At 61.3% G+C, this 17,907-nt stretch carries 14 protein-coding genes; 10 read left to right on the top strand and 4 right to left on the bottom strand.

The genetic code is table 11. From position 1 onward, the window contains the following. Positions 1-5: 5 nt before the first annotated feature. Positions 6-671, bottom strand: a complete 666-nt coding sequence (locus tag C482_RS03140; protein ID WP_006166033.1) for an RraA family protein — start codon at positions 669-671, stop codon at positions 6-8. Positions 672-761: 90 nt separating this feature from the next. Here C482_RS03140 and C482_RS03135 point away from each other — a divergent pair, with 90 nt between their 5' ends. From C482_RS03135 to C482_RS03110, 6 genes are all read left to right on the top strand, one after another. Continuing rightward, entirely contained in the window at positions 762-1,577 is an 816-nt protein-coding gene (locus C482_RS03135) for a carbon-nitrogen hydrolase family protein (RefSeq protein WP_083858575.1), read from the top strand. Positions 1,578-1,907: 330 nt separating this feature from the next. Further along, entirely contained in the window at positions 1,908-2,702 is a 795-nt protein-coding gene (locus C482_RS03130; RefSeq protein WP_006166031.1) for a TrmB family transcriptional regulator, read from the top strand. Between the two features lie 278 nt (positions 2,703-2,980). Then, complete coding sequence (locus C482_RS03125; RefSeq protein ID WP_049896429.1) at positions 2,981-4,372, top strand: ABC transporter substrate-binding protein; 1,392 nt, start codon at positions 2,981-2,983, stop codon at positions 4,370-4,372. A 2-nt stretch (positions 4,373-4,374) separates the two neighbouring features. Beyond that, the gene (locus tag C482_RS03120) at positions 4,375-5,322 is read left to right on the top strand and encodes a carbohydrate ABC transporter permease (protein ID WP_006166025.1); all 948 of its coding nucleotides are present in this window, start codon (positions 4,375-4,377) and stop codon (positions 5,320-5,322) included. Next, positions 5,319-6,173, top strand: coding sequence for a carbohydrate ABC transporter permease (locus C482_RS03115; RefSeq protein WP_006166023.1), 855 nt, complete (start codon positions 5,319-5,321; stop codon positions 6,171-6,173). Before C482_RS03120 ends, C482_RS03115 begins: the two co-directional genes overlap by 4 nt. Before the next feature lie 147 nt (positions 6,174-6,320). Continuing rightward, on the top strand, positions 6,321-7,286 hold the full coding sequence (locus tag C482_RS03110) for an agmatinase family protein (protein ID WP_006166021.1): 966 nt from the start codon (positions 6,321-6,323) through the stop codon (positions 7,284-7,286). Between the two features lie 53 nt (positions 7,287-7,339). Here the strand turns inward: C482_RS03110 and C482_RS03105 are convergent, their stop codons facing one another. Then, positions 7,340-9,199: an aldehyde ferredoxin oxidoreductase family protein gene (locus C482_RS03105; RefSeq protein WP_006166019.1), complete on the bottom strand. Its 1,860-nt coding sequence runs from the start codon at positions 9,197-9,199 to the stop codon at positions 7,340-7,342. Between the two features lie 355 nt (positions 9,200-9,554). Between C482_RS03105 and C482_RS03100 the strand changes: the two genes are divergently transcribed. Next, positions 9,555-10,673 carry a class II histone deacetylase gene (locus tag C482_RS03100; protein ID WP_006166017.1) on the top strand — a complete coding sequence of 373 codons (1,119 nt, stop codon included), beginning with the start codon at positions 9,555-9,557 and terminating at the stop codon, positions 10,671-10,673. 94 nt (positions 10,674-10,767) lie between these two features. On the opposite strand, the gene C482_RS03095 is transcribed toward C482_RS03100, so the two are convergent. Beyond that, complete coding sequence (locus tag C482_RS03095) at positions 10,768-12,111, bottom strand: aspartate aminotransferase family protein (protein ID WP_006166016.1); 1,344 nt, start codon at positions 12,109-12,111, stop codon at positions 10,768-10,770. Positions 12,112-12,287: 176 nt separating this feature from the next. Between C482_RS03095 and C482_RS03090 the strand changes: the two genes are divergently transcribed. Both C482_RS03090 and C482_RS03085 read left to right on the top strand, forming a co-directional pair. Beyond that, on the top strand, positions 12,288-12,842 hold the full coding sequence (locus C482_RS03090; protein WP_006166009.1) for a pyridoxamine 5'-phosphate oxidase family protein: 555 nt from the start codon (positions 12,288-12,290) through the stop codon (positions 12,840-12,842). Positions 12,843-13,062: 220 nt separating this feature from the next. Further along, a complete protein-coding gene (locus C482_RS03085; RefSeq protein WP_006166008.1) occupies positions 13,063-14,484 on the top strand; it encodes a glutamine synthetase family protein in 1,422 nt (473 codons plus the stop codon). Positions 14,485-14,493: 9 nt separating this feature from the next. On the opposite strand, the gene C482_RS03080 is transcribed toward C482_RS03085, so the two are convergent. Next, on the bottom strand, positions 14,494-15,747 hold the full coding sequence (locus tag C482_RS03080; RefSeq protein WP_006166007.1) for a methyl-accepting chemotaxis protein: 1,254 nt from the start codon (positions 15,745-15,747) through the stop codon (positions 14,494-14,496). Positions 15,748-15,851: 104 nt separating this feature from the next. On the opposite strand from C482_RS03080, the gene C482_RS03075 reads away from it, so the two are divergent. Next, a complete protein-coding gene (locus C482_RS03075) occupies positions 15,852-17,894 on the top strand; it encodes an FAD-dependent oxidoreductase (protein ID WP_006166006.1) in 2,043 nt (680 codons plus the stop codon). Positions 17,895-17,907: the final 13 nt, after the last annotated feature.

The following is a 17,907-nucleotide window of genomic DNA, read 5'->3' as shown; positions in this document are numbered from 1 at the left end:
CCTCGCTAGTTCCCCGCTTGGTCGAGCAACTCGTTCGCCGCCGTCAGATCGGCGAGCGACGCGCCGTTCTCGAGTTTCTCGATTGTTTGCTTTTCCTGTGATTTGACCTCCTTGCAGTACTCGATCGCCTCGTCGACTTTCTCTCGTCGAAGGAAGAGGACGCCGTCCTCGTTCCCAATCGCGATATCGCCCGGATTTACGACGGACCCGCCGACCTGCACGGGCGAGTTGATCTCGCCGCCGCGGCCGTGTAACCGGGTTGTCCGCGCGCTCTTCCCGCGAGCGTACACGGGGAACTCGAGTTCGTCGATCTCGCGTGAGTCCGTGATGCTGCCGTCGATCACTGCGCCGGTGACGCCGCTTTCGATCGCCGCTCGCGTCGTCATTTCGCCCCACGGTGCGTTCGTCGTGTGGCCCTGCATGTCGACGACGATGACGTCGCCAGGTTCGGCGATTTCGGTCGCCTTGTGAACCATCGTCGAGTCTTCTGGTGGAATTCGGACCGTAATGACTTGGCCGACCATCTCGACCGGTTCAGTCGTTTCCATGAATTGGATATCCGGTGTCGTGAATCCAAAGTGGAAGTGGTGTCCAAGGTCGTTTGGATCGAGGGCTGTCGCAGCCTCGAGGGTGTCCGAGTCGACTCGATCGATCGTGTTCATGCTCATCATGGATGGCATTATCACACATATATTTGTAGCTTCTTTACCACTGACCGTGAGTAAATCAGCTACTTGGTGGTGGCTCCAGATCTGTGTTCCATGAGCACATTCACCATTGCGGCGTGCCAGATGGACTCACAGGACGACAAAGAGGCGAACCTCACACAGGCGCTCGAGTTCATCGACGAGGCTGCCCAAAGGGGTGCCGACGTAGTCTCGCTTCCCGAGATGTTCTCGTTCATGGGCGAGAAGGAAGCGTACTCGACGCACGCGGAACCGGTTCCTGGCAAGACGACTGAGGCCTTGGCGGACAAAGCGACAACCCACGGACTGCACGTCCACTCGGGTAGTTTCTTCGAGGAAGCCGACGATGGCGACCGCGTATACAATACGAGCGTTGTAATCGACCCGGACGGTAAAATCCAGGCACAGTACCGGAAGACCCACCTGTTCGACGTGACGATCGGTGACGAGGTTGTCACCCAGGAGTCGAAGTACGTGGCTCCTGGCGACGACGTTACCGTCGTGGAAACGGACCTCGCGACGTTCGGACTCTCGGTCTGTTATGACCTCCGGTTCTCCGAACTGTACAGGTCGATGGCGATGCAGGGTGCTGAGGTACTGTTCGTTCCCGCTGCGTTCACGCTGTTCACCGGGAAAGATCACTGGCTCCCACTGCTGAAGGCTCGCGCGATCGAAACGCAGTGTTACGTCGTCGCCGCCGGCCAGATCGGTGACAAACCGAGTTCTGTTCCGTCGTTCGGGAAGTCGGTAATCATCGACCCCTGGGGCAATGTCATCAGAATGGCGAGCGATCGAGAAGAGGTCGTCACCGCGGCGGTCGACCTCGACTACCTCGCCGAGGTTCGCCAGAACATCCCGTGTCTCGAGCATAAGCGAGACGAGATCTACTGACGACGTTCGCGGCCGAGATCACTCCTAGTTCTGCTAGCCACTCCGGTTTCGTCTACCAGGTGTCCAGCTCCAAAGCACCGTTCGGGTTCGACTAACTGATTGTCGGCCACCGAGCAATCATTGGGGACACCGGACTCGAGACGGACAGGAATCTACCCTGGCCGAACGATCGTTCTGGGTGACAGGTACGGCATTTCGGTCGCTTCGGCCAGTACACCCCACCGCTGCCCCGCTGCTATTTTCGTCATCCCTCCAATGGTAAATACTAACGAGGCCAACTATTTCATCGCTCCCGAACACATTTGATGAGGGGGAAGTACATAGCTAACAATGAACGATGAGAATCGGGATATGACGTCCTACCTGCAGGACGTCGGACTATCAGAGTACGAATCGAGCGCCTATCTCTCACTGCTCGAACACGGCGTCTCGACCGCAAAACAGGTCGGCTCTGCCGCCGACATTCCGTACTCGCGCGTCTACGACGTACTCGAGTCCCTCCAGAGTTCGGGCCTGGTGAAAGTACAACCAGGGCGGCCGAAGAAGTACGGGCCGGTGCCGCCGGAGACAGCACTCGATAACGTCAAGCAACGAAAACAGGCGGAACTCGAGAGTGAACTTGCGTCCATCGAGAAAGCGGGGGATCTGTTTCTGGACGCGTACAACGACGATACCGGCGGCTATCCGATCTACGATGAGATCGATATTTTCTGGTCGTACGTAGGGAAGAGCGATATTCTGAACAGGGGCGGTGAGATGACGGAGAAAGCGGACGATCGAATCTACAAGGTTACGACGGAGAACAGCCTCCGGCGAATCGTGACGCAGCACAACGATGTACTTCGCCGGAAGAGCGAGGAGGGCGTCTCGATCAAGATTATCAGCACGATTTCGGACCTTTCGGATGCGTATATCGAGGACATTTCTGAGTGGGGTGAGCTTCGTCACCTCTCCGATGTCGAGGGACGACTGTACACCTACGACGACGACCGGCTGGTACTGGCATTCAAGAACGATAGTCGAGAGCGCTACGTCGCGATTTCGATCGAGAACCAGCAGATGGTCCAGACGGCGTATCTGGTCTTCGATCACCTGTGGGACGTAGCTGAACCGGTGTCGGTATGATTGTCGATGGCGATACGGTTTCCAGGCCAGGCATTGATGCCGGTATCAGCATTTCCGAACTCGTTCGTTCACAGGCGGTTACTCTGCTCACTGCTGGGCAACGTCCCTTTGAGTGCGTCGCGACTGGTCAGACGCGTATGCCGTCAGCACTGCGAATTCGGTGGAGAACCATCGATTGCACAAAACCGACTCGCCACCGATCCACACTGACACGATTCGCCTACCACTCCCGAGTAGTGAATCACACTTAAGCTCTAATGTGAGAGTCATACTCAACCATGGGTAATGATACGAGTGGTCGTGGTATCGGTGCAAAGCAGCGTGCAGCGACTCGGGACACATACCGTCGACGAACTGTCCTGAAAGGTGCAACGACGGGGGCAACGATCGGTGCCTTGTCAGTGGCTGGCTGTCTGGGCGGCGGGAACGGCGGTCCGGTGTTGCGAGTGATCAATTCAGCGTACCAGCAACAAGAAGACGAGTACCGCGCAATCTTCGATGAGTTTGAGGAAGAACACGATTGCGAGGTGGAATACACCCGATCCGATTTCGCATCCGCACCATCGGAAGCCGCACAGGCACAGGCCGGCGGCAATCCGTACGACCTGCTGATGCTTGCCTCGCCGGGGAACAACGTGTTCGGCGTGCAGGAAGGGCTGTACCAGCCGATCAACGACGTCATCGAGGACATGGGTGCAGAGGACCACTGGCGAGAGGAGTTCCTCGTCCAGATCGACGGCGATTACTACTTCGCACCGAACACGGGGACGGTTTCGACGCTCATCTACCGCGAGGACCTGTTCAACGAGTACGATGCGCCGATGCCGCCGTTTGACTCGTGGGACGAATACCACACCGCAGCCGAGACGATGACTGACGAGGACGAGAACCTGTACGGGAGCCCGGTCTTCCTCGGGAGCAACCACTTCCACGGGATCTTACCCCTCTCGTTGCTTCACGGTCGAGGTGGTTCGATCATCAACACCGACGACGAGGTCGTCTACGACTCCGAGGAGACGGTCGAGATGCTCGAATTCATGCGAGACCTGAACGAATTCAGTCCGCAGGCAGCCCACGGTGCCGACATTCCGGAGATGCGTCCACCGTTGTATCAGGGGACGTACGCGATGACGTGGTACTCGACGAACGTGATTCCGTACGACATCGAACAGTACAATCCGGACCTCACTGGTGACGTACAAGTCGCGCCGATTCCAGCGTACGACTCGAGTTACGAGCCGGTTGCGCGGCTGACCGGTCTGGGCCACGGGCTCGGTGCCGAGACCGAACATCCAGAACTAGCGAAAGATCTGCTGCGAGAGATCACGTCGTTCGAGGGTGTCATGCGACTGATGACCGCCCAGCCGGCGAGTCACGTTCCGGCGATTCACGGCATACTCGAGGAGGACGACCTGTGGGAGACTGATGTCATGCAGGACTACGAAGAGCACTACCGGGATCTCGTCGATATCGCAGACGAGTACGGTCGGGTCGTCGCTGTCGAGGAGAACGAGGGTCATATCAACCCGGTGACGGGGCAAGCCGTCGCCGAAACGCACGTTATCAGTTCCGTCCAGGACGTGATCTTGGAGGACGAAGATCCCCAGGATGCAGCCGAACACTGGGCGGACGAAATCCGCGATGACTACGCAGATCAATTGAACGACTAGCAATGAGCTACGCGAGCGATTTCATCACAACCGCAAAACGAGAATTTCGGTATCTTGCGCGGCGGGAGTTCGACGAGCTCCAGGAGAATACGGTCGGCATTTTGCTGGTGTTACCGCTGGTCGCGACGCTCGTCGCGCTCTACCTGTACCCGACCGTCCAGGCGATCATCTACAGCCTGCAGGACATCAGCATCTTCCTCGGCGATTCGGAGGTCGTCGGACTTGCGAACTACATCGATCTCCTTCGATCCGGAACGTTCTACAACGCGCTCTGGAACGGGATTATCTACACGGCAGGTTCGGTGTTACTCACCGTCGTTGTCGGCGTTGCAACCGGGCTCTTGCTCAACCGGACGTTTACGGGTGAGCGGATCGCGACGGGGTTGATCCTCGTTCCGTACATGGTTCCGACGGTTGCGGCGGTCATCCTCTTTCGTTGGATGCTCGACGGCCTGTACGGCGTCGGCAACTACGCACTCGTCGTCTCGACGCTGATCGACGAGCCGATCGCCTGGCTCGCAAGCACGCGATTCGCGATGCCCGCGTTGATCCTGATCAGCGGCTGGCGATTGTATCCGTTCGTGACGATGTTGGTGCTTGCAAAGCTCCAGACGATTCCCAAGTCGTACTACGAATCGGCGCGGCTCATGGGCGCGTCACGCTGGGAGATGTTCCGCCACATCACGCTGCCACAGCTTCGCGGCGTGCTGTTCGTGGCGATCCTCCTGCGCCTTGTCTGGACGTTCAACCTGTTCGATATCATCTGGCTGGGCACGCAGGGCGGCCCCGGTAATGCGACTGAGACACTTCCCATCATGGCCTACCGGCTGACGTTCATCGGGAACGACCTCGGTGAGGGAGCAAGCGTCGCAGTCGTGACGTTCCTCGTGCTCGCAGTGATCGTGTACGGCTACTTCAGACTGTACGGAACGACGGAGGAACCACGATGACGTCACTCTCACCGCAACTCACGCAGCAACAACGACACTACCTGGAACGAATCGCAACGTACACCGCAGTGATTGTCACGACGTTCGTCGTGTTGATCCCGTTGATCTGGGGATTTCTCTCGACGATTCGGCCGAGTGAGGAACTGTTCTCGTGGCCACCCGTGATCGTCCCCTCCGAGGTGTCCTTCGAGAACTACCACATTCTGTTCGAGCAGACGAACTTCGCGTTGTACTTCCGGAACAGCCTCATCGTCGCGCTCACGACGATCATCCTGACGCTGCTCATCGCGATTCCGGCGGCCTATGCCGTGTCGCGCTATGAGTTCCACGGGCGGCGATACATCGCGAACCTGAGCGTCCTGATCTACATGTTCCCGCTCATCCTGCTCGGTATTCCGCTGTTCATCATCTTCCAGAACATCGGCCTCACTAACTCGCTGTTCGGGCTTGCACTCGCTCACACGGCGTTCGCACTGCCGTTCGCGTTGCTGTTGCTCCGGGTGTTCTTCCTCGATATCACCCCGGAGATCGAGGAATCCGCGCGGCTCGCCGGGGCGAGCAGAGTGACCATCGTCACGAAGATCATCCTGCCACTCTCGCTTCCGGGAATCGTCGCGACATCTATTTTCGCGTTCTTCCTCTCGTGGAACGAGTACTTCTTCGCGCTCATCATCCTCAACGATAGCGCGCTGTACACGCTTCCACTCGGTATTGCGAACCTGATCGACATGGCGACGACCAACTGGGGCATGATCCTCGGCGGTGTGATGATCATGATCCTCCCGCCGGTGTTGTTCGTCTTTCTCGTCTACAAGCACCTGATCAAGGGGTTCGGCGTGAGCACCGTCTAAGACGATCGTGTTCACCGCCACCCCGTTCACTCGTCTCTGATCCACGCTTTCGTTCTCAAAACGCACCCCGTTCGGAACGCTCCATCGTTGTACCGTTCTGGGACACTCATCAGCATATTTATCCCAGCCGCATCCATTGACCTCACCATGGGTGAAGATGACACGCAAAATAACGATCTCTCGCCGAGCTACGTCGGCGCAGACTCGTTCCTGAACGGCGCTCGGAAGCCTCGAGACCAGCTCACTGACGATGTCGATATCGGTGTGCTCGGTGTCCCGTTCGACGGGGCGGCCTCCCGACAGCCAGGAACGCGGTACGGTCCGGAAGCACTCCGTCGCGAATCGGGCTGGTACGGCCGAAGCGAACCACAGTACAACGCGGCGACTGGCCGAACCGTAGATTACAGTTCCATCCAGATCCAGGACTGTGGCGACGTTCCCGTGGTCACGACCGATGTCGAGCAGACAGGCGACTACATTCGGGACGCCGTCGAAACAGTCGCCACGCACACGTTCCCCGTCGTTCTCGGCGGCGATCACTACCTCACCTACCCATCGTTCACCGGCTTCTCGGAGACCGTCGACGGCCGCGTCGGTTTGATCCACCTCGACTCCCACTCTGACGTCTACGGCGAGCGCGACCTCCACGGCGAACACTGGCACGGTTCGCCAATGAATCTCATCGCTGACTCGCCCCACGGCAGCTACGAAACCCACGCGATGATCGGCCTGCGAGCCTTCGAAGACCCTGACTTCCCGTCGTTCGTCGACGAGTCAGGACTCTACGTCGACTACGCACGAGACGTCCACGACCGCGGGATCGAAGCCTGCCTTGCCGATGCAATCGACCACGTCACAGCCTCCTGTGACGTCGTCTACCTCACCGTCGACATCGACGTCGCCGAACCCACGATCGCCCCCGGAACCGGCACCCCCGAGTTCGGCGGCCTGGATGCGAACCAGTTCCTCACCGCACTCGAGTACCTCGGTACCTGCGACGCAATTGGTGCGCTCGATCTCGTGGAGGTTGCGCCGCGACTGGATCCGACGCGGAATACGCAGCGACTGGGTGCGGCGGCGGTGTCGCGGTTTATCGAGTCGAAGTTCATGTAGGTAGAACGTAGAAAATCGACGCCGACGCGCGACACCAAGCGCGACCAGACGCGCTACACCGACTGTGACTCCGGTGCGAGCGACTCGATATCGAGCCGTGCTAACGTCTCGGGTGTTGGCTCTCCGGCTTCTGTCCAACCGCGCTGCTCGTAGTACGAATCGAGCATCGTCTCGAACTGCTCCTCCGTGATCGTGTTTCCATCCGCTGGACCACCGCGCTCGAGTGGCGTGGTGAATCGCTCCGGCAAGGCGTCGTCGTCTCGTTCGAACCCTTCGCGGAGGTTGAACAGCCGCGTGGCGTTCCAGGCGCGTTCACCGACCGCCTCCAGGTCCTCGACTGTCACGTCGTAGGCGAGTTCGTTGAGCCACTCACAGACCCGCTCGTAGTTGTACGCGGTGAACGAACACGAGACCATACTGTACGTCAGCGCAGTTTCGTCTTGCTCGTCGATGACTACCTCCGCGTGGCCGTCCGTGTCGTGTGGATCTCGCTCCCCACCGAGCGCGTCGGACCCGATCGGGAACGCCCGCTGGTGGCAGGCACCCCTGTCTGCGGTCGCGTACGCGAGCGCCATGCTGAAGGAGGCCCGGGGCTCGTAGGCGGGCAACTCGAGTCCCTTCACCTGGACGGCGGCCTCGCGTGCGTCGGGGTGGCCGTCACAGAGGAGGTCCGCCGCGCGGGCGGTTCCCTCCGCGAGTTCGTCGCCGATACCGTCGCGGTGGGCGATGTCGTGGATGACCTCGGCGGCGGCTTCGGCGTCGCCCCAGCGCAGATCGGAATCGACGAGTCCCGCCCCGGTGACCTCCATCAGCCACGAGAGGACGTTGCCGAGCGAGATCGTGTCCATACCGAGCGTGTCGGCGAGGTTCGCGAGTTCGGTCACCTCGGTCACGTTCGTGATGTCCGTGTTCGCGCCCATCATGCCGATCGTTTCGTACTCCGGTCCCCAGTCGACGCTGGCCCCCGGGAACGCACCGTCGACATCGGTGTTGCTCTCCTCGAAATCGACGACGTGGCCGCAAGCGACGGGACAGCCGAAACAGGAGTCGGTGCCGACGTGTCCATCCGAGAAGGCGTCGATGTTCAGGTCGTCGACGTTCTCGACGGTGCCACGCGACCAGTTGTGTGAGGGCAGCGCGCCGACCTGCTGGGTCCAGTCGACGATGAGTTGTGTCCCGCCGTTTCGCGCCCAGGAGACCTCGTCATCGGTCCCCAGTCGCTGGGTGTGCTCGACCTTCAACTGTTGAATATCGGGTGCCTTTGGCGGGGAGTTCCCTGTTGCCACGACCGCCTTCAGATTTTTCGAGCCCATAACGGCACCGACACCACCGCGGCCCGCGTGGTGAGTGCCCTCGTCGCTCGAAATCGTCGCGTAGGCGACCTCGTTCTCGCCGGCCGGCCCGATACACGCCGTCTTCGTCTGTTTGCCCTCGAACTGTCGGGCCGTCTCCTTCGTATCCAGGCCCCACAGCTCAGTGGCGTCCTCGAGTGCAAGTTCGCCCTCGGTGATCCGGAGCGTCATCGGGTTCTCCGCGCGGCCCTCGATCGCAATCGCGAGCACGTCCGGCAGCGCGTACCGAACCATTGTTGGGAAGTGGCCGCCGGAGTAGGAGTCGACGAACGTGCCGGTCAGCGGCGACTTCGTGACGGCTCCGTACCGCGAGGTCCCCGGTGCGAATCCGGTGAGCGGCCCGAACATGAAGTACAGGTTGTTCTCGGGTGAGAGCGGATCGACGCCGGCCTCGACCTCGTCGAGAAGTAGCGCTGCGCCCAGTCCCTTGCCGGCGATGAACCGGTCGCGGTACTCCTGGGGTACCGTCTCGGTCGTAATCTGTTCGTCTGTCAGGTTCACCCTGACGAGCGTCTCGAGTTGTGTCACTTGCTCGGGGGTGTCGACAGTCGCCTGTGCCATTGCAAAACACACGGATTCCAATCTATAAATAAGTTCACAGCGCGGCCAGCCACTGGTGGTGAACGCTGNGTCGACAGTCGCCTGTGCCATTGCAAAACACACGGATTCCAATCTATAAATAAGTTCACAGCGCGGCCAGCCACTGGTGGTGAACGCTGGCGACGGATGTGAGTTATCCCGCATCCAGCTATCGTCGGTGATTCCCTCATCCCAGAGGGATCTCAGGAATCCCGCAGACTCGAGAAGTGGTTATACATTTTGGCGGGGACAACAAATGCTGTCGCATGTTCAGAAATCTGCTGTGATTGGTCGCACAGACAGAATGTCTTATGTGGTGTGACAAGAACTACCAATTATGGGTCGGACGATTACTGCGTTCTGGGACGAGAGTTTCATCGCTCACGAACAGCCGGCCGGTGAATTCGAATCCGAGTGGACCGGTCGACTGGCCTATCGCCAACCGCATCCGGACCGTCCGGAGCGACTCAAGAACATCTTCAGCATCATTCAGGCCGAGCTCGCAGATCACGTTACGCTAGCCGATGTCGAGCCCGCAACTCGCGAGCAACTCGAGCGCACCCACACTGCAGCTCACATCGACGAGTTACAGGCGTTCTGCGCCGACGGCGGCGGACGGATCACCGCCGAAACCGGCGCGAACGAACACACGTTCCGCGCCGCCACCCACGCTGCGGGTGCGACCTGCCTCGCCGCCGAGCACGCACTCGAGACGCCCGCGGACAACGTCCCGTACGCGATGGTTAGGCCGAGCGGCCACCATGCCCAGCCAGAACAGGTCGACGGCTTCTGTTACTTCAACAACGTCGCCGTCGCAGCGGATCACGTCCTCGAAACGACCGACACCGAACGCGTTGCTATCGTCGACTGGGACGTTCATCACGGTAATGGCACACAGGAGTGCTTCGAAGACCGTGACGACGTGCTCGTGATCAGCATCCACAACGACCACTGGTCGTGGGATCCCGAAGCCCATCCGCAGACGGGCGACCTCGACGAGGTCGGCACCGGCGACGGTGAAGGTTACAACGTCAACGTTCCGCTCCCGCCGGGAACCGGTGACGAAGGCTACGAACACGTCTTCGACCGCATCGTCGAACCCCTCCTGCGCTCGTACGACCCCGGTCTGCTGCTCATCAGCGCCGGCCAGGACGCCGGCACAATGGACCCGCTCGGACGCAACGTCGTCACCAAGGGCGGCTTCGAAGAACTGGGCCGGCGCGCACGAGTGCTCGCTGACGAGTACGCTGACGGAAACCTTGCCGTCGTCCAGGAAGGCGGCTATCAGGTCAGCCATCTCGCTTACGCCACGCTCGGCGTCCTCGAAGGCGTCCTCGGTGTCGAAACCGGCATCGATGACCCCATGGCCTGGATGGACGAAGACTACGACTCCGCCCGCCACGCCATCGAAGATATCGCCACGTACCACAGCGAGTACTGGCCGGTACTCGAGTAACTGCACGCACACGCTGTTTTCGTGAGCCATGCACCGAGCGGCCGGGTCGCGAGCGCCGAAAGTGAAAATCAGGCGGCGAAGGGCTGCGTTCGGACTACTGTCGTTCAGCGAGCATCGGTGCCACGTCCTTGAACGCCTCTAAGTGGCGGTCGATGTGTTCGTCCTCGTGCTGGACGCTGATGGTCCACTGCTGGGAGGCGTGGTGGGGGTGTGGCAGGACGCCGCGTTCGAGCATGGCGAACCAGTAGTTTTCGTGGAACTCGACGTCGACGTGTTCGTCGAAGTCGCGGTAGTTGGTGATTTCCTCGTCGGTGAAGACGACGATACCCTGGGAGTTGACCTGTTCGACGTGGCCAGCGAGGCCCTCGTCGGCCATGATTTCCTCGTAACCGGACGCGAGTCGGTCGCCGAGGGCGTCGACGTGGTCGTAGGCGTCGTCCGTGAGCACCTCGTTCAGCACGGTCGTCACGGCACGCAGGACGAGCGGGTTGCCGTTGTAAGTGCCGTAGTGGGCCGCACCGTTCTCGATCTCGCGCATGATATCTTCGCGGCCGCCGAACGCGCCGACGGGCGTATTTCCGCCGATGCTCTTTGCCATCGTGACCAGATCGGGCTCGACGTCGTAGTATTCAGCTGCGCCACCCGGTGCAACCTTCACGCCGGTCTTGACCTCGTCGAAAATGAGGACGACGTTGTACTCGTCACAGAGCTCACGCAGCCCCTGCAGATACTCGCCGTGTGGCTGGGTAACGCCGACGTTCATCACGATCGGTTCGACGATGAGCGTCCCGATTTCGGTCGCGTTCTCCTCGAGGATCGACTCGATGGCGTCGAGGTCGTTCCACGGGCCGATCTCGACAGTGTCTGCAATCGCTTCCGGAACGCCCTCGCTCTCGATCACCGTGGTCGGCTGTTTGGGATGACCGAGTTTGTGCGCGGGAACCGACTTGCTCAGCAGGACATAGTCGTGTGCGCCGTGATACGAGCCCTCGATCTTCAGGACCTTTTCCCGGCCGGAGTAGGCTCTGGCGAGCCGAATCGCGTGCATCGTCGACTCGGTACCGCTGTTGGTGAATCGGACCAGATCGATCGGATCCCAGCGGGCCTTGATCGCTTCGGCAGCCTCCCCGAGCAGTTCGTGCGGGTGAGTGAACAGCGTCCCGTTCTCGAGTTGGTCGCTTAGTGCGTCGGTGACAACGGGATGGTTGTGGCCGACCATGCCCGCGCCGTTGTTCAGGTCGTAGTCGATGTAGCGGTTGCCGTCGACGTCGTGGAGGTACGGCCCGTCCGCTCGGTCGATGACCATCGGATACGGCTCGAACGCACGGTACGTGCTGGCGACCCCTGCCGGCACGTGCTCGTAGAGTTCTTCGTATGCTCGTTCGCTCGTTGGCGTCCGCTCGCGGTAGGATGCATCTATCTCGTCCCAGAGGTCCATATCATGGTAATTCGAGTCACACCTAATAAAGATTTGTCTCAGAACGGCCGTTCACGGCGAAAATCAGCAGGTGCGAACTGCACTGTCTGTCGGTCTGTCCGAAATAAACGGCTAGCACGGACGCAAGGCAAATGTGTAATGTGCACACTTATCATACTGTTCGCCAAACAGGCGGTATGGTCGACTCTCCGAGCGTCGCATCCGACGATATCCGATATCAGGGCAAGGCAGTTGCCCACGAAGACTGGATCCGGGAGTTCCTAGCCGGCCAGGAAACGGGCGTTCTTGGACTCACCGACAGTGAGGAACCACACCTCGTCACACAATTGTTCGTCTGTGAGGACGATTCGATCTACGTCCACGGTGCCAGCGACGGCCGCGCCTACGACCTCGTCTCGAGTACCGACGAGCCACAGGCGTGTTTCACGACGAGCGAGATGGGCCGGTTCATCCCCGCGGCGGAGCCGGTGAACTTCACCGTCGAATACGCGAGCGTCGTCGCCTACGGTCCGATCTCGCTTCTCACGGAGCGAGCCGACAAACGGGACGTACTCGAGTCCTTCATGGACAAGTTCGCCCCACAGCTCACCCCTGGCGAGGATTACGAGCCGATGAGCGACGAGTCGATCGACCGGACAGCAGTCTACCAGCTTGCGGTCGACCGCTGGAGCGCCAAACGTGGTGAGAAGCCAGCGGATGAACCGGGTGCGTACGACTCCCCGCTCCGATGAGGGCTGTGAGACGAGTCATGGAAGTCAGCAGTGTCCCATGTCAACGAGTGACTTAATACGGTCGAGTGAGACGGAAGACGGTACGAACAGACAATGGGAGCAGACACCTTCGAGCATCGACGAGATTCCAGCACAGCGGCGGGATGCCAGCAACTAGCCGAATCGACTGTGACCGCCTGCGACCACCACCATACTGGAACCAACAACACTGGAGGAACCAATGACTGACGCGAATGAGCCAACCCCGAGTACGCACGCGGACGACCACGTTGAGCAAATGCTCGACCTGCTTTCGGACCCAGAGATCGACCACGTCTTCGTCGAATTTCCCGACATCAACGGCATCTCGCGCACCAAACAGCTACGCACCGACTACTTCCTCGACTCCTGGGAGACCGGGTTTCCGGTGAATCTCCTCATCCTCGCACAGACGCCGCGCAACGCCGTCCCCGAGGGCTCCGGCGTCGGCGAGGAGATCGACTACGGCGACGGGACACTCCGGCCGCTCCCCCACACGGCGTGTCGCCTCCCCTGGCGCGACGACGCGGCCCGCGTCCTCTGTGATGTCGTCGTCGACGGCGACCTCGTCGGTGCTTCCCCCCGGACTGCACTCGCGCGGGTACTCGAGTCCGTCCCCGACGAGCTCGACTTCGAGTTCACTGTGGGAAGCGAACTCGAGTTCTACCTGCTTGACGACGCGGAGTCTGGTTCGGGTTACGAGCCGATCACCTCCGACAAACACGAGTGTGTTTCCTGGGCGACTGAGGAGGTTTCGGCGTTCTACAACGATCTGGCGGCCTGGAGCGAGGAGTACGGCGCAACGGTGACGTCGCTCATGCACGAGCATGGTGCCGGCCAGCTGGAGGTGTTGTTCGAGTACGGTGATCCAATGGGGCAGGCCGACGACACGTTCGATTTCAAGCGTCTGGTCAAGCAAACCGGCCGCTGTCACGATCTGTGGGCGACGTTCATGGCCAAGCCGTTCGGCGGGCGCGCAGGGAGTGGGTATCACCTCCACATTGGGGCGTTCCAAGACGGTGAGAACGTGTTCGAAGCGGACGACGCTGGCTCTAGCGCTGGTACTGATACTGATACTAGCGCTAGCGCTGATGGCGACGAAGCCAGTAACGACGAGGGCACACTCTCACGGACCGGCCGCCAGTTCGTCGCCGGCGTCGTCGACCACGCGGACGCCATCGCGGCCCTCGGCACGCCCACCATCAACGGCTTCAAGCGCTACGAACGCGGCTCGTTTGCACCCTACACCGCCTCCTGGGGCTACGACAACCGCATGACCGGCATCCGAATCCCCTCGGGAACTACCCGCATCGAGAACCGAATCCCGAGCGCCGACGCGAACCCCTACCTCGTCATCGCCGCCACCATCGCGGCCGGCCTCGACGGGATCGAACGCAACCTCGAACCCGAGCCACCAGTCTCCGGCGACCCCGCCGGCGACCGGCCGCCGCTTCCGCAGTCTCCCGAACTCGCACTCGCCGCACTCGAGTCCGACGAGACGCTGACCGCCTCCCTCGGCGAGGACCTGATTCAGGCGTTCGTCGCTGCCAAGCGAGCAGAACTCGAGTCGTTCCGTGACACGGTGACCGACTGGGAGCGAGAACAGTACGTCGAGACGCTCTGAGCCGGTTTTCTATTCTGCGCCGATGGCCGAGGACCGGTCACGCTCGCGCGCTGGCTCTGCCTCACCGTCGCGCGCTGCAGACCGCTCCGGCGCGATCTGTTCGTATTCGTCGTCGACGCGCCAGACGTAGCCCTCGATGGCGACGACGTCGCCGTTCTCGTCGTACCGACCCCGACCCTGTTCGCGGACGCGAATGACGTCTCCGCTGGCTGTGTTCATCCGGTACTCGAGTGCGAACGAGTCGCGCCGGTCAAGGTGCTCCTGGACGGTTTCCCAGATCGCAGCCTGGTCGTCATCGTGGACGATGTCGTCACCGACGGAGACGTCGCCGCTAACGAGCTGTGCCGACGTGTAGCCGGTGAGCTCGGCGATACCTTCGGAGGCGAACTTCACTGGCCACCCCTTTTCGTTTTCGTTGCGGTAGGCGTATCCGGGGAGGTTGTCCACGAAGGACGTGATGTGTTGAATCCGCTGGCGCTGTGCGTCGGCGTCGGCGTCGACCGCTGCCATCTCCTGTTGGACCGTCTGGGCCTGCTCAGAGATCGTGTTGAGTCGCGTTGCCAGTTCGGAGACGCTGACGGCCTGATCGTCGTTCGCGTCCGCAATCTCGCGGACGCCGTCGCTCGAACGTTCGACGGCGCGCTGGATCTCGCCCAGCGCGTCGGCCATCTGGTCGACCTGCGCGATCATCTCCTCGACGGACGCTTGCGTTTCGGTGCCGCGTTCGAGGCCGGTCTCGATGTCAGTCGTCAGCCTGTCGAGGACCGAGCGGATCTCGGTGGCGTTCGACTCCGTCTCCTCGGCGAGCGCTTTGACCTCGTCTGCGACGATGGCGAAGCCGGCACCCGACTCGCCGGCGTGTGCAGCCTGGATGCTCGCGTTGAGCGCCAGTACGTGTGTCTGTGAGGCGATATCGACGATGATGTCAACGATTTCGTGGACCCGGTCGGTCTGTTCGCCAACGGATTCGACGGCTTCTAGGAGTCGTTCAACGTCGGCAGACGCCTGATCGGCGTGCTCGCTCACCGCTTCGCTCCGTTCGACGCCGCTCGAGGCGGTGTCCGACGCCTCTTCTGTCAGTGACTCGACCTCGGTCGCACTCGAGGCGACCTCCTCCATCGTCGCGCTCAGCGTGTCGATCTCGCGGCGCAGCGCCGCGAGTTCTGTTGACTGTGTTTCGGTTACTGCAACCGTCTCACCGATGCGCTCGTAGACGGTCTCGGTGTGCTCGAGCACGTTTTGCAGTTCGCCACGTTCGCTCATGTCTGTAGGTTATGTGATACTGGCATAGCAGTTGTGGCCGTGATACGTTACCGATCGGTCACGGTCGTCGATACATTTGTGGTGCATGGTACCAAGAGTCGAATATGGGACGCGAGAGCCTTTTCGACCCCTTAGCAATCGGTGGCGTTACGCTGCGGAATCGAATTATGTCTTCGGGCCACCAGACGACACTCGTCTCGGATCATCTCCCGACCGAGGACTTTACCGCATATCACCGGGCCCGCGCACAGGGCGGGGCCGGCCTGATCGTCCTCGAAGCTCACGCGGTCGACGAGAGCGGCCTGCTGACCTCGCACACGATCGACGCGAGTCGGGACGCCATCGTCGACGCCTACGAACCGGTCGCAGAACAGCTTCACGACGACGGCGCGGTTGTCTTCGCACAGCTCTTCCACGGTGGTCGCGAGCGATACACGGGCGACTACGCACCGCCGGCCCCCGCGCCGTCAGATACGCCGACCGACCGGCTGAAGGTCATCCCGAGACCGCTGACGACCGCGGAAGTCCGCGAACTGATCGACTCCTTCGCCGCCGCAGCCGAGCGGATGGATCGCGCCGGACTTGACGGTGTCGAAATCGTCGGCTCGCACAGCTACCTCCCAGCACAGTTCTGGAGCCCACACTTGAACGACCGCACCGACGAGTACGGTGGCGACCTCGAGAGCCGCTGTCGGTTTACCGTCGACATCGCCACCCAGATCAACGAGCGAACCAGCGACGGCTTCGTCGTTGGCGTCCGGCTGAGTGCCGAAGAACGCCACCGCCGCGGGCTCGACTTTTCGGAGACGGTTCCAATCATCGAACACATCGACGCCGCCTGCGATCTCGACTACTGGAGCGTCGTCGTCGGGAGCTCGAGTACCCACCGAAGCTGTAGCTACATCGTCCCGCCGGCGACGAAAGATCATGGCGTCGTCGAACAGCCCGGCAGAGCCGTCAAGGACCTCGTCGACGTGCCGGTGATCGTCACGTCACGGATCAACGAACCCGAAATCGGCGACCGGCTGATCCGGGAGGGTGCTGCCGACGTGGTCGGGATGACGCGAGCGCTCATCGCTGATCCGGCGATGCCGCAGAAGGTGGCGAGCGGTAACCGCGAGGACATCACACCCTGCGTCGCCTGCAACCAGGGCTGTATCGGCAGGTACCAGGCGGGGCTTCCGATCCGCTGTACGGTCAACCCCGAGACGGGACGTGAGCGCGAGTTTGCAGACGACGAAGCCGTTGAGACGGCTTCGGCCGTGACCGTTGTCGGCGGCGGCCCCGCTGGGCTCGTCTGTGCGACGACGGCAGCCGAACGCGGCCACGACGTGACACTCCTCGAGCAGGCGGATCAACTCGGCGGTCAGGTTCGTCACTACGCTTACCTCTCCCACCGCGGTGCGTTCGGCGAGTGGATCGACACGCTCGCGACTCGTGCAGCGGACGCGGGCGTCGACGTGCAACTCGAGACGCGGTTCGAGCCAGCCAATCTCGGGACCGCGGACGCCGATGACTCGACGGATGCGGTCGTGCTGGCGACGGGCGCATCGGGCCGCGTCCCAGACATTCCAATTGTTGACGATGCGCAGGTGTTGACGCCTGGCGACGTGCTCGCAGACACCGATAGCGTCCGCGGCGACGCCGTGCTCGTCTCGGACTGGGACGGCAACGAGGCCGCACTTGACGTGGCCATGGCCTGTTCCGAATCTGACCGGGCTGACAGCGTCGAACTTGCGACGGCGACCTACTCACCGGGCGAGAACGTCCAGCAGTACGTCCAGAACCAGCTCCTTGGCACGCTTTCCGACCGCGGCGTTACGTTCACTCCGAACACGCGAGTTGCTGCGATCGGTGACGCGGACGCGGATGCAAGTAGAACGGATACGGATGCAAATAGGGCGGGCACGAGCTCGACGGGGACTGCCACCGAGGTCGTACTCGAGAACATCCACAGTGAAACACGCGAGCGGCGGGACGATATCGACGTGGTCGTTTTCGCCCACCGCGGGGACGTAGCCTACGGGCCGTTCCGCGAGGCGGCGACGCAGACGGACGTGCCGGTCCATCGGGTCGGTGATGCCTGGGCACCGCGGTCGCTCGACGAAGCGGTTCGAGAAGGATACGAACTGGGGCGGGAGTTGTAGCGGTCCCGTTTTC

The sequence above is a fragment of the Natrialba chahannaoensis JCM 10990 genome (assembly GCF_000337135.1).
Classification (GTDB): domain Archaea; phylum Halobacteriota; class Halobacteria; order Halobacteriales; family Natrialbaceae; genus Natrialba; species Natrialba chahannaoensis.
Note: the sequence above shows the minus strand (reverse complement) of the source record. Positions and strands in the feature narration are given on the sequence as shown.

Excerpts from the sequence above, each read along its gene's own strand:
- C482_RS03140 (WP_006166033.1), bottom strand. The coding sequence starts at position 671 with ATGATGAGCATGAACACGATCGATCGAGTCGACTCGGACACCCTCGAG.
- C482_RS03135 (WP_083858575.1), top strand. The coding sequence starts at position 762 with ATGAGCACATTCACCATTGCGGCGTGCCAGATGGACTCACAGGACGAC.
- C482_RS03130 (WP_006166031.1), top strand. The coding sequence starts at position 1,908 with ATGAACGATGAGAATCGGGATATGACGTCCTACCTGCAGGACGTCGGA.
- C482_RS03125 (WP_049896429.1), top strand. The coding sequence starts at position 2,981 with ATGGGTAATGATACGAGTGGTCGTGGTATCGGTGCAAAGCAGCGTGCA.
- C482_RS03120 (WP_006166025.1), top strand. The coding sequence starts at position 4,375 with ATGAGCTACGCGAGCGATTTCATCACAACCGCAAAACGAGAATTTCGG.
- C482_RS03115 (WP_006166023.1), top strand. The coding sequence starts at position 5,319 with ATGACGTCACTCTCACCGCAACTCACGCAGCAACAACGACACTACCTG.
- C482_RS03110 (WP_006166021.1), top strand. The coding sequence starts at position 6,321 with ATGGGTGAAGATGACACGCAAAATAACGATCTCTCGCCGAGCTACGTC.
- C482_RS03105 (WP_006166019.1), bottom strand. The coding sequence starts at position 9,199 with ATGGCACAGGCGACTGTCGACACCCCCGAGCAAGTGACACAACTCGAG.
- C482_RS03100 (WP_006166017.1), top strand. The coding sequence starts at position 9,555 with ATGGGTCGGACGATTACTGCGTTCTGGGACGAGAGTTTCATCGCTCAC.
- C482_RS03095 (WP_006166016.1), bottom strand. The coding sequence starts at position 12,111 with ATGGACCTCTGGGACGAGATAGATGCATCCTACCGCGAGCGGACGCCA.
- C482_RS03090 (WP_006166009.1), top strand. The coding sequence starts at position 12,288 with ATGGTCGACTCTCCGAGCGTCGCATCCGACGATATCCGATATCAGGGC.
- C482_RS03085 (WP_006166008.1), top strand. The coding sequence starts at position 13,063 with ATGACTGACGCGAATGAGCCAACCCCGAGTACGCACGCGGACGACCAC.
- C482_RS03080 (WP_006166007.1), bottom strand. The coding sequence starts at position 15,747 with ATGAGCGAACGTGGCGAACTGCAAAACGTGCTCGAGCACACCGAGACC.
- C482_RS03075 (WP_006166006.1), top strand. The coding sequence starts at position 15,852 with ATGGGACGCGAGAGCCTTTTCGACCCCTTAGCAATCGGTGGCGTTACG.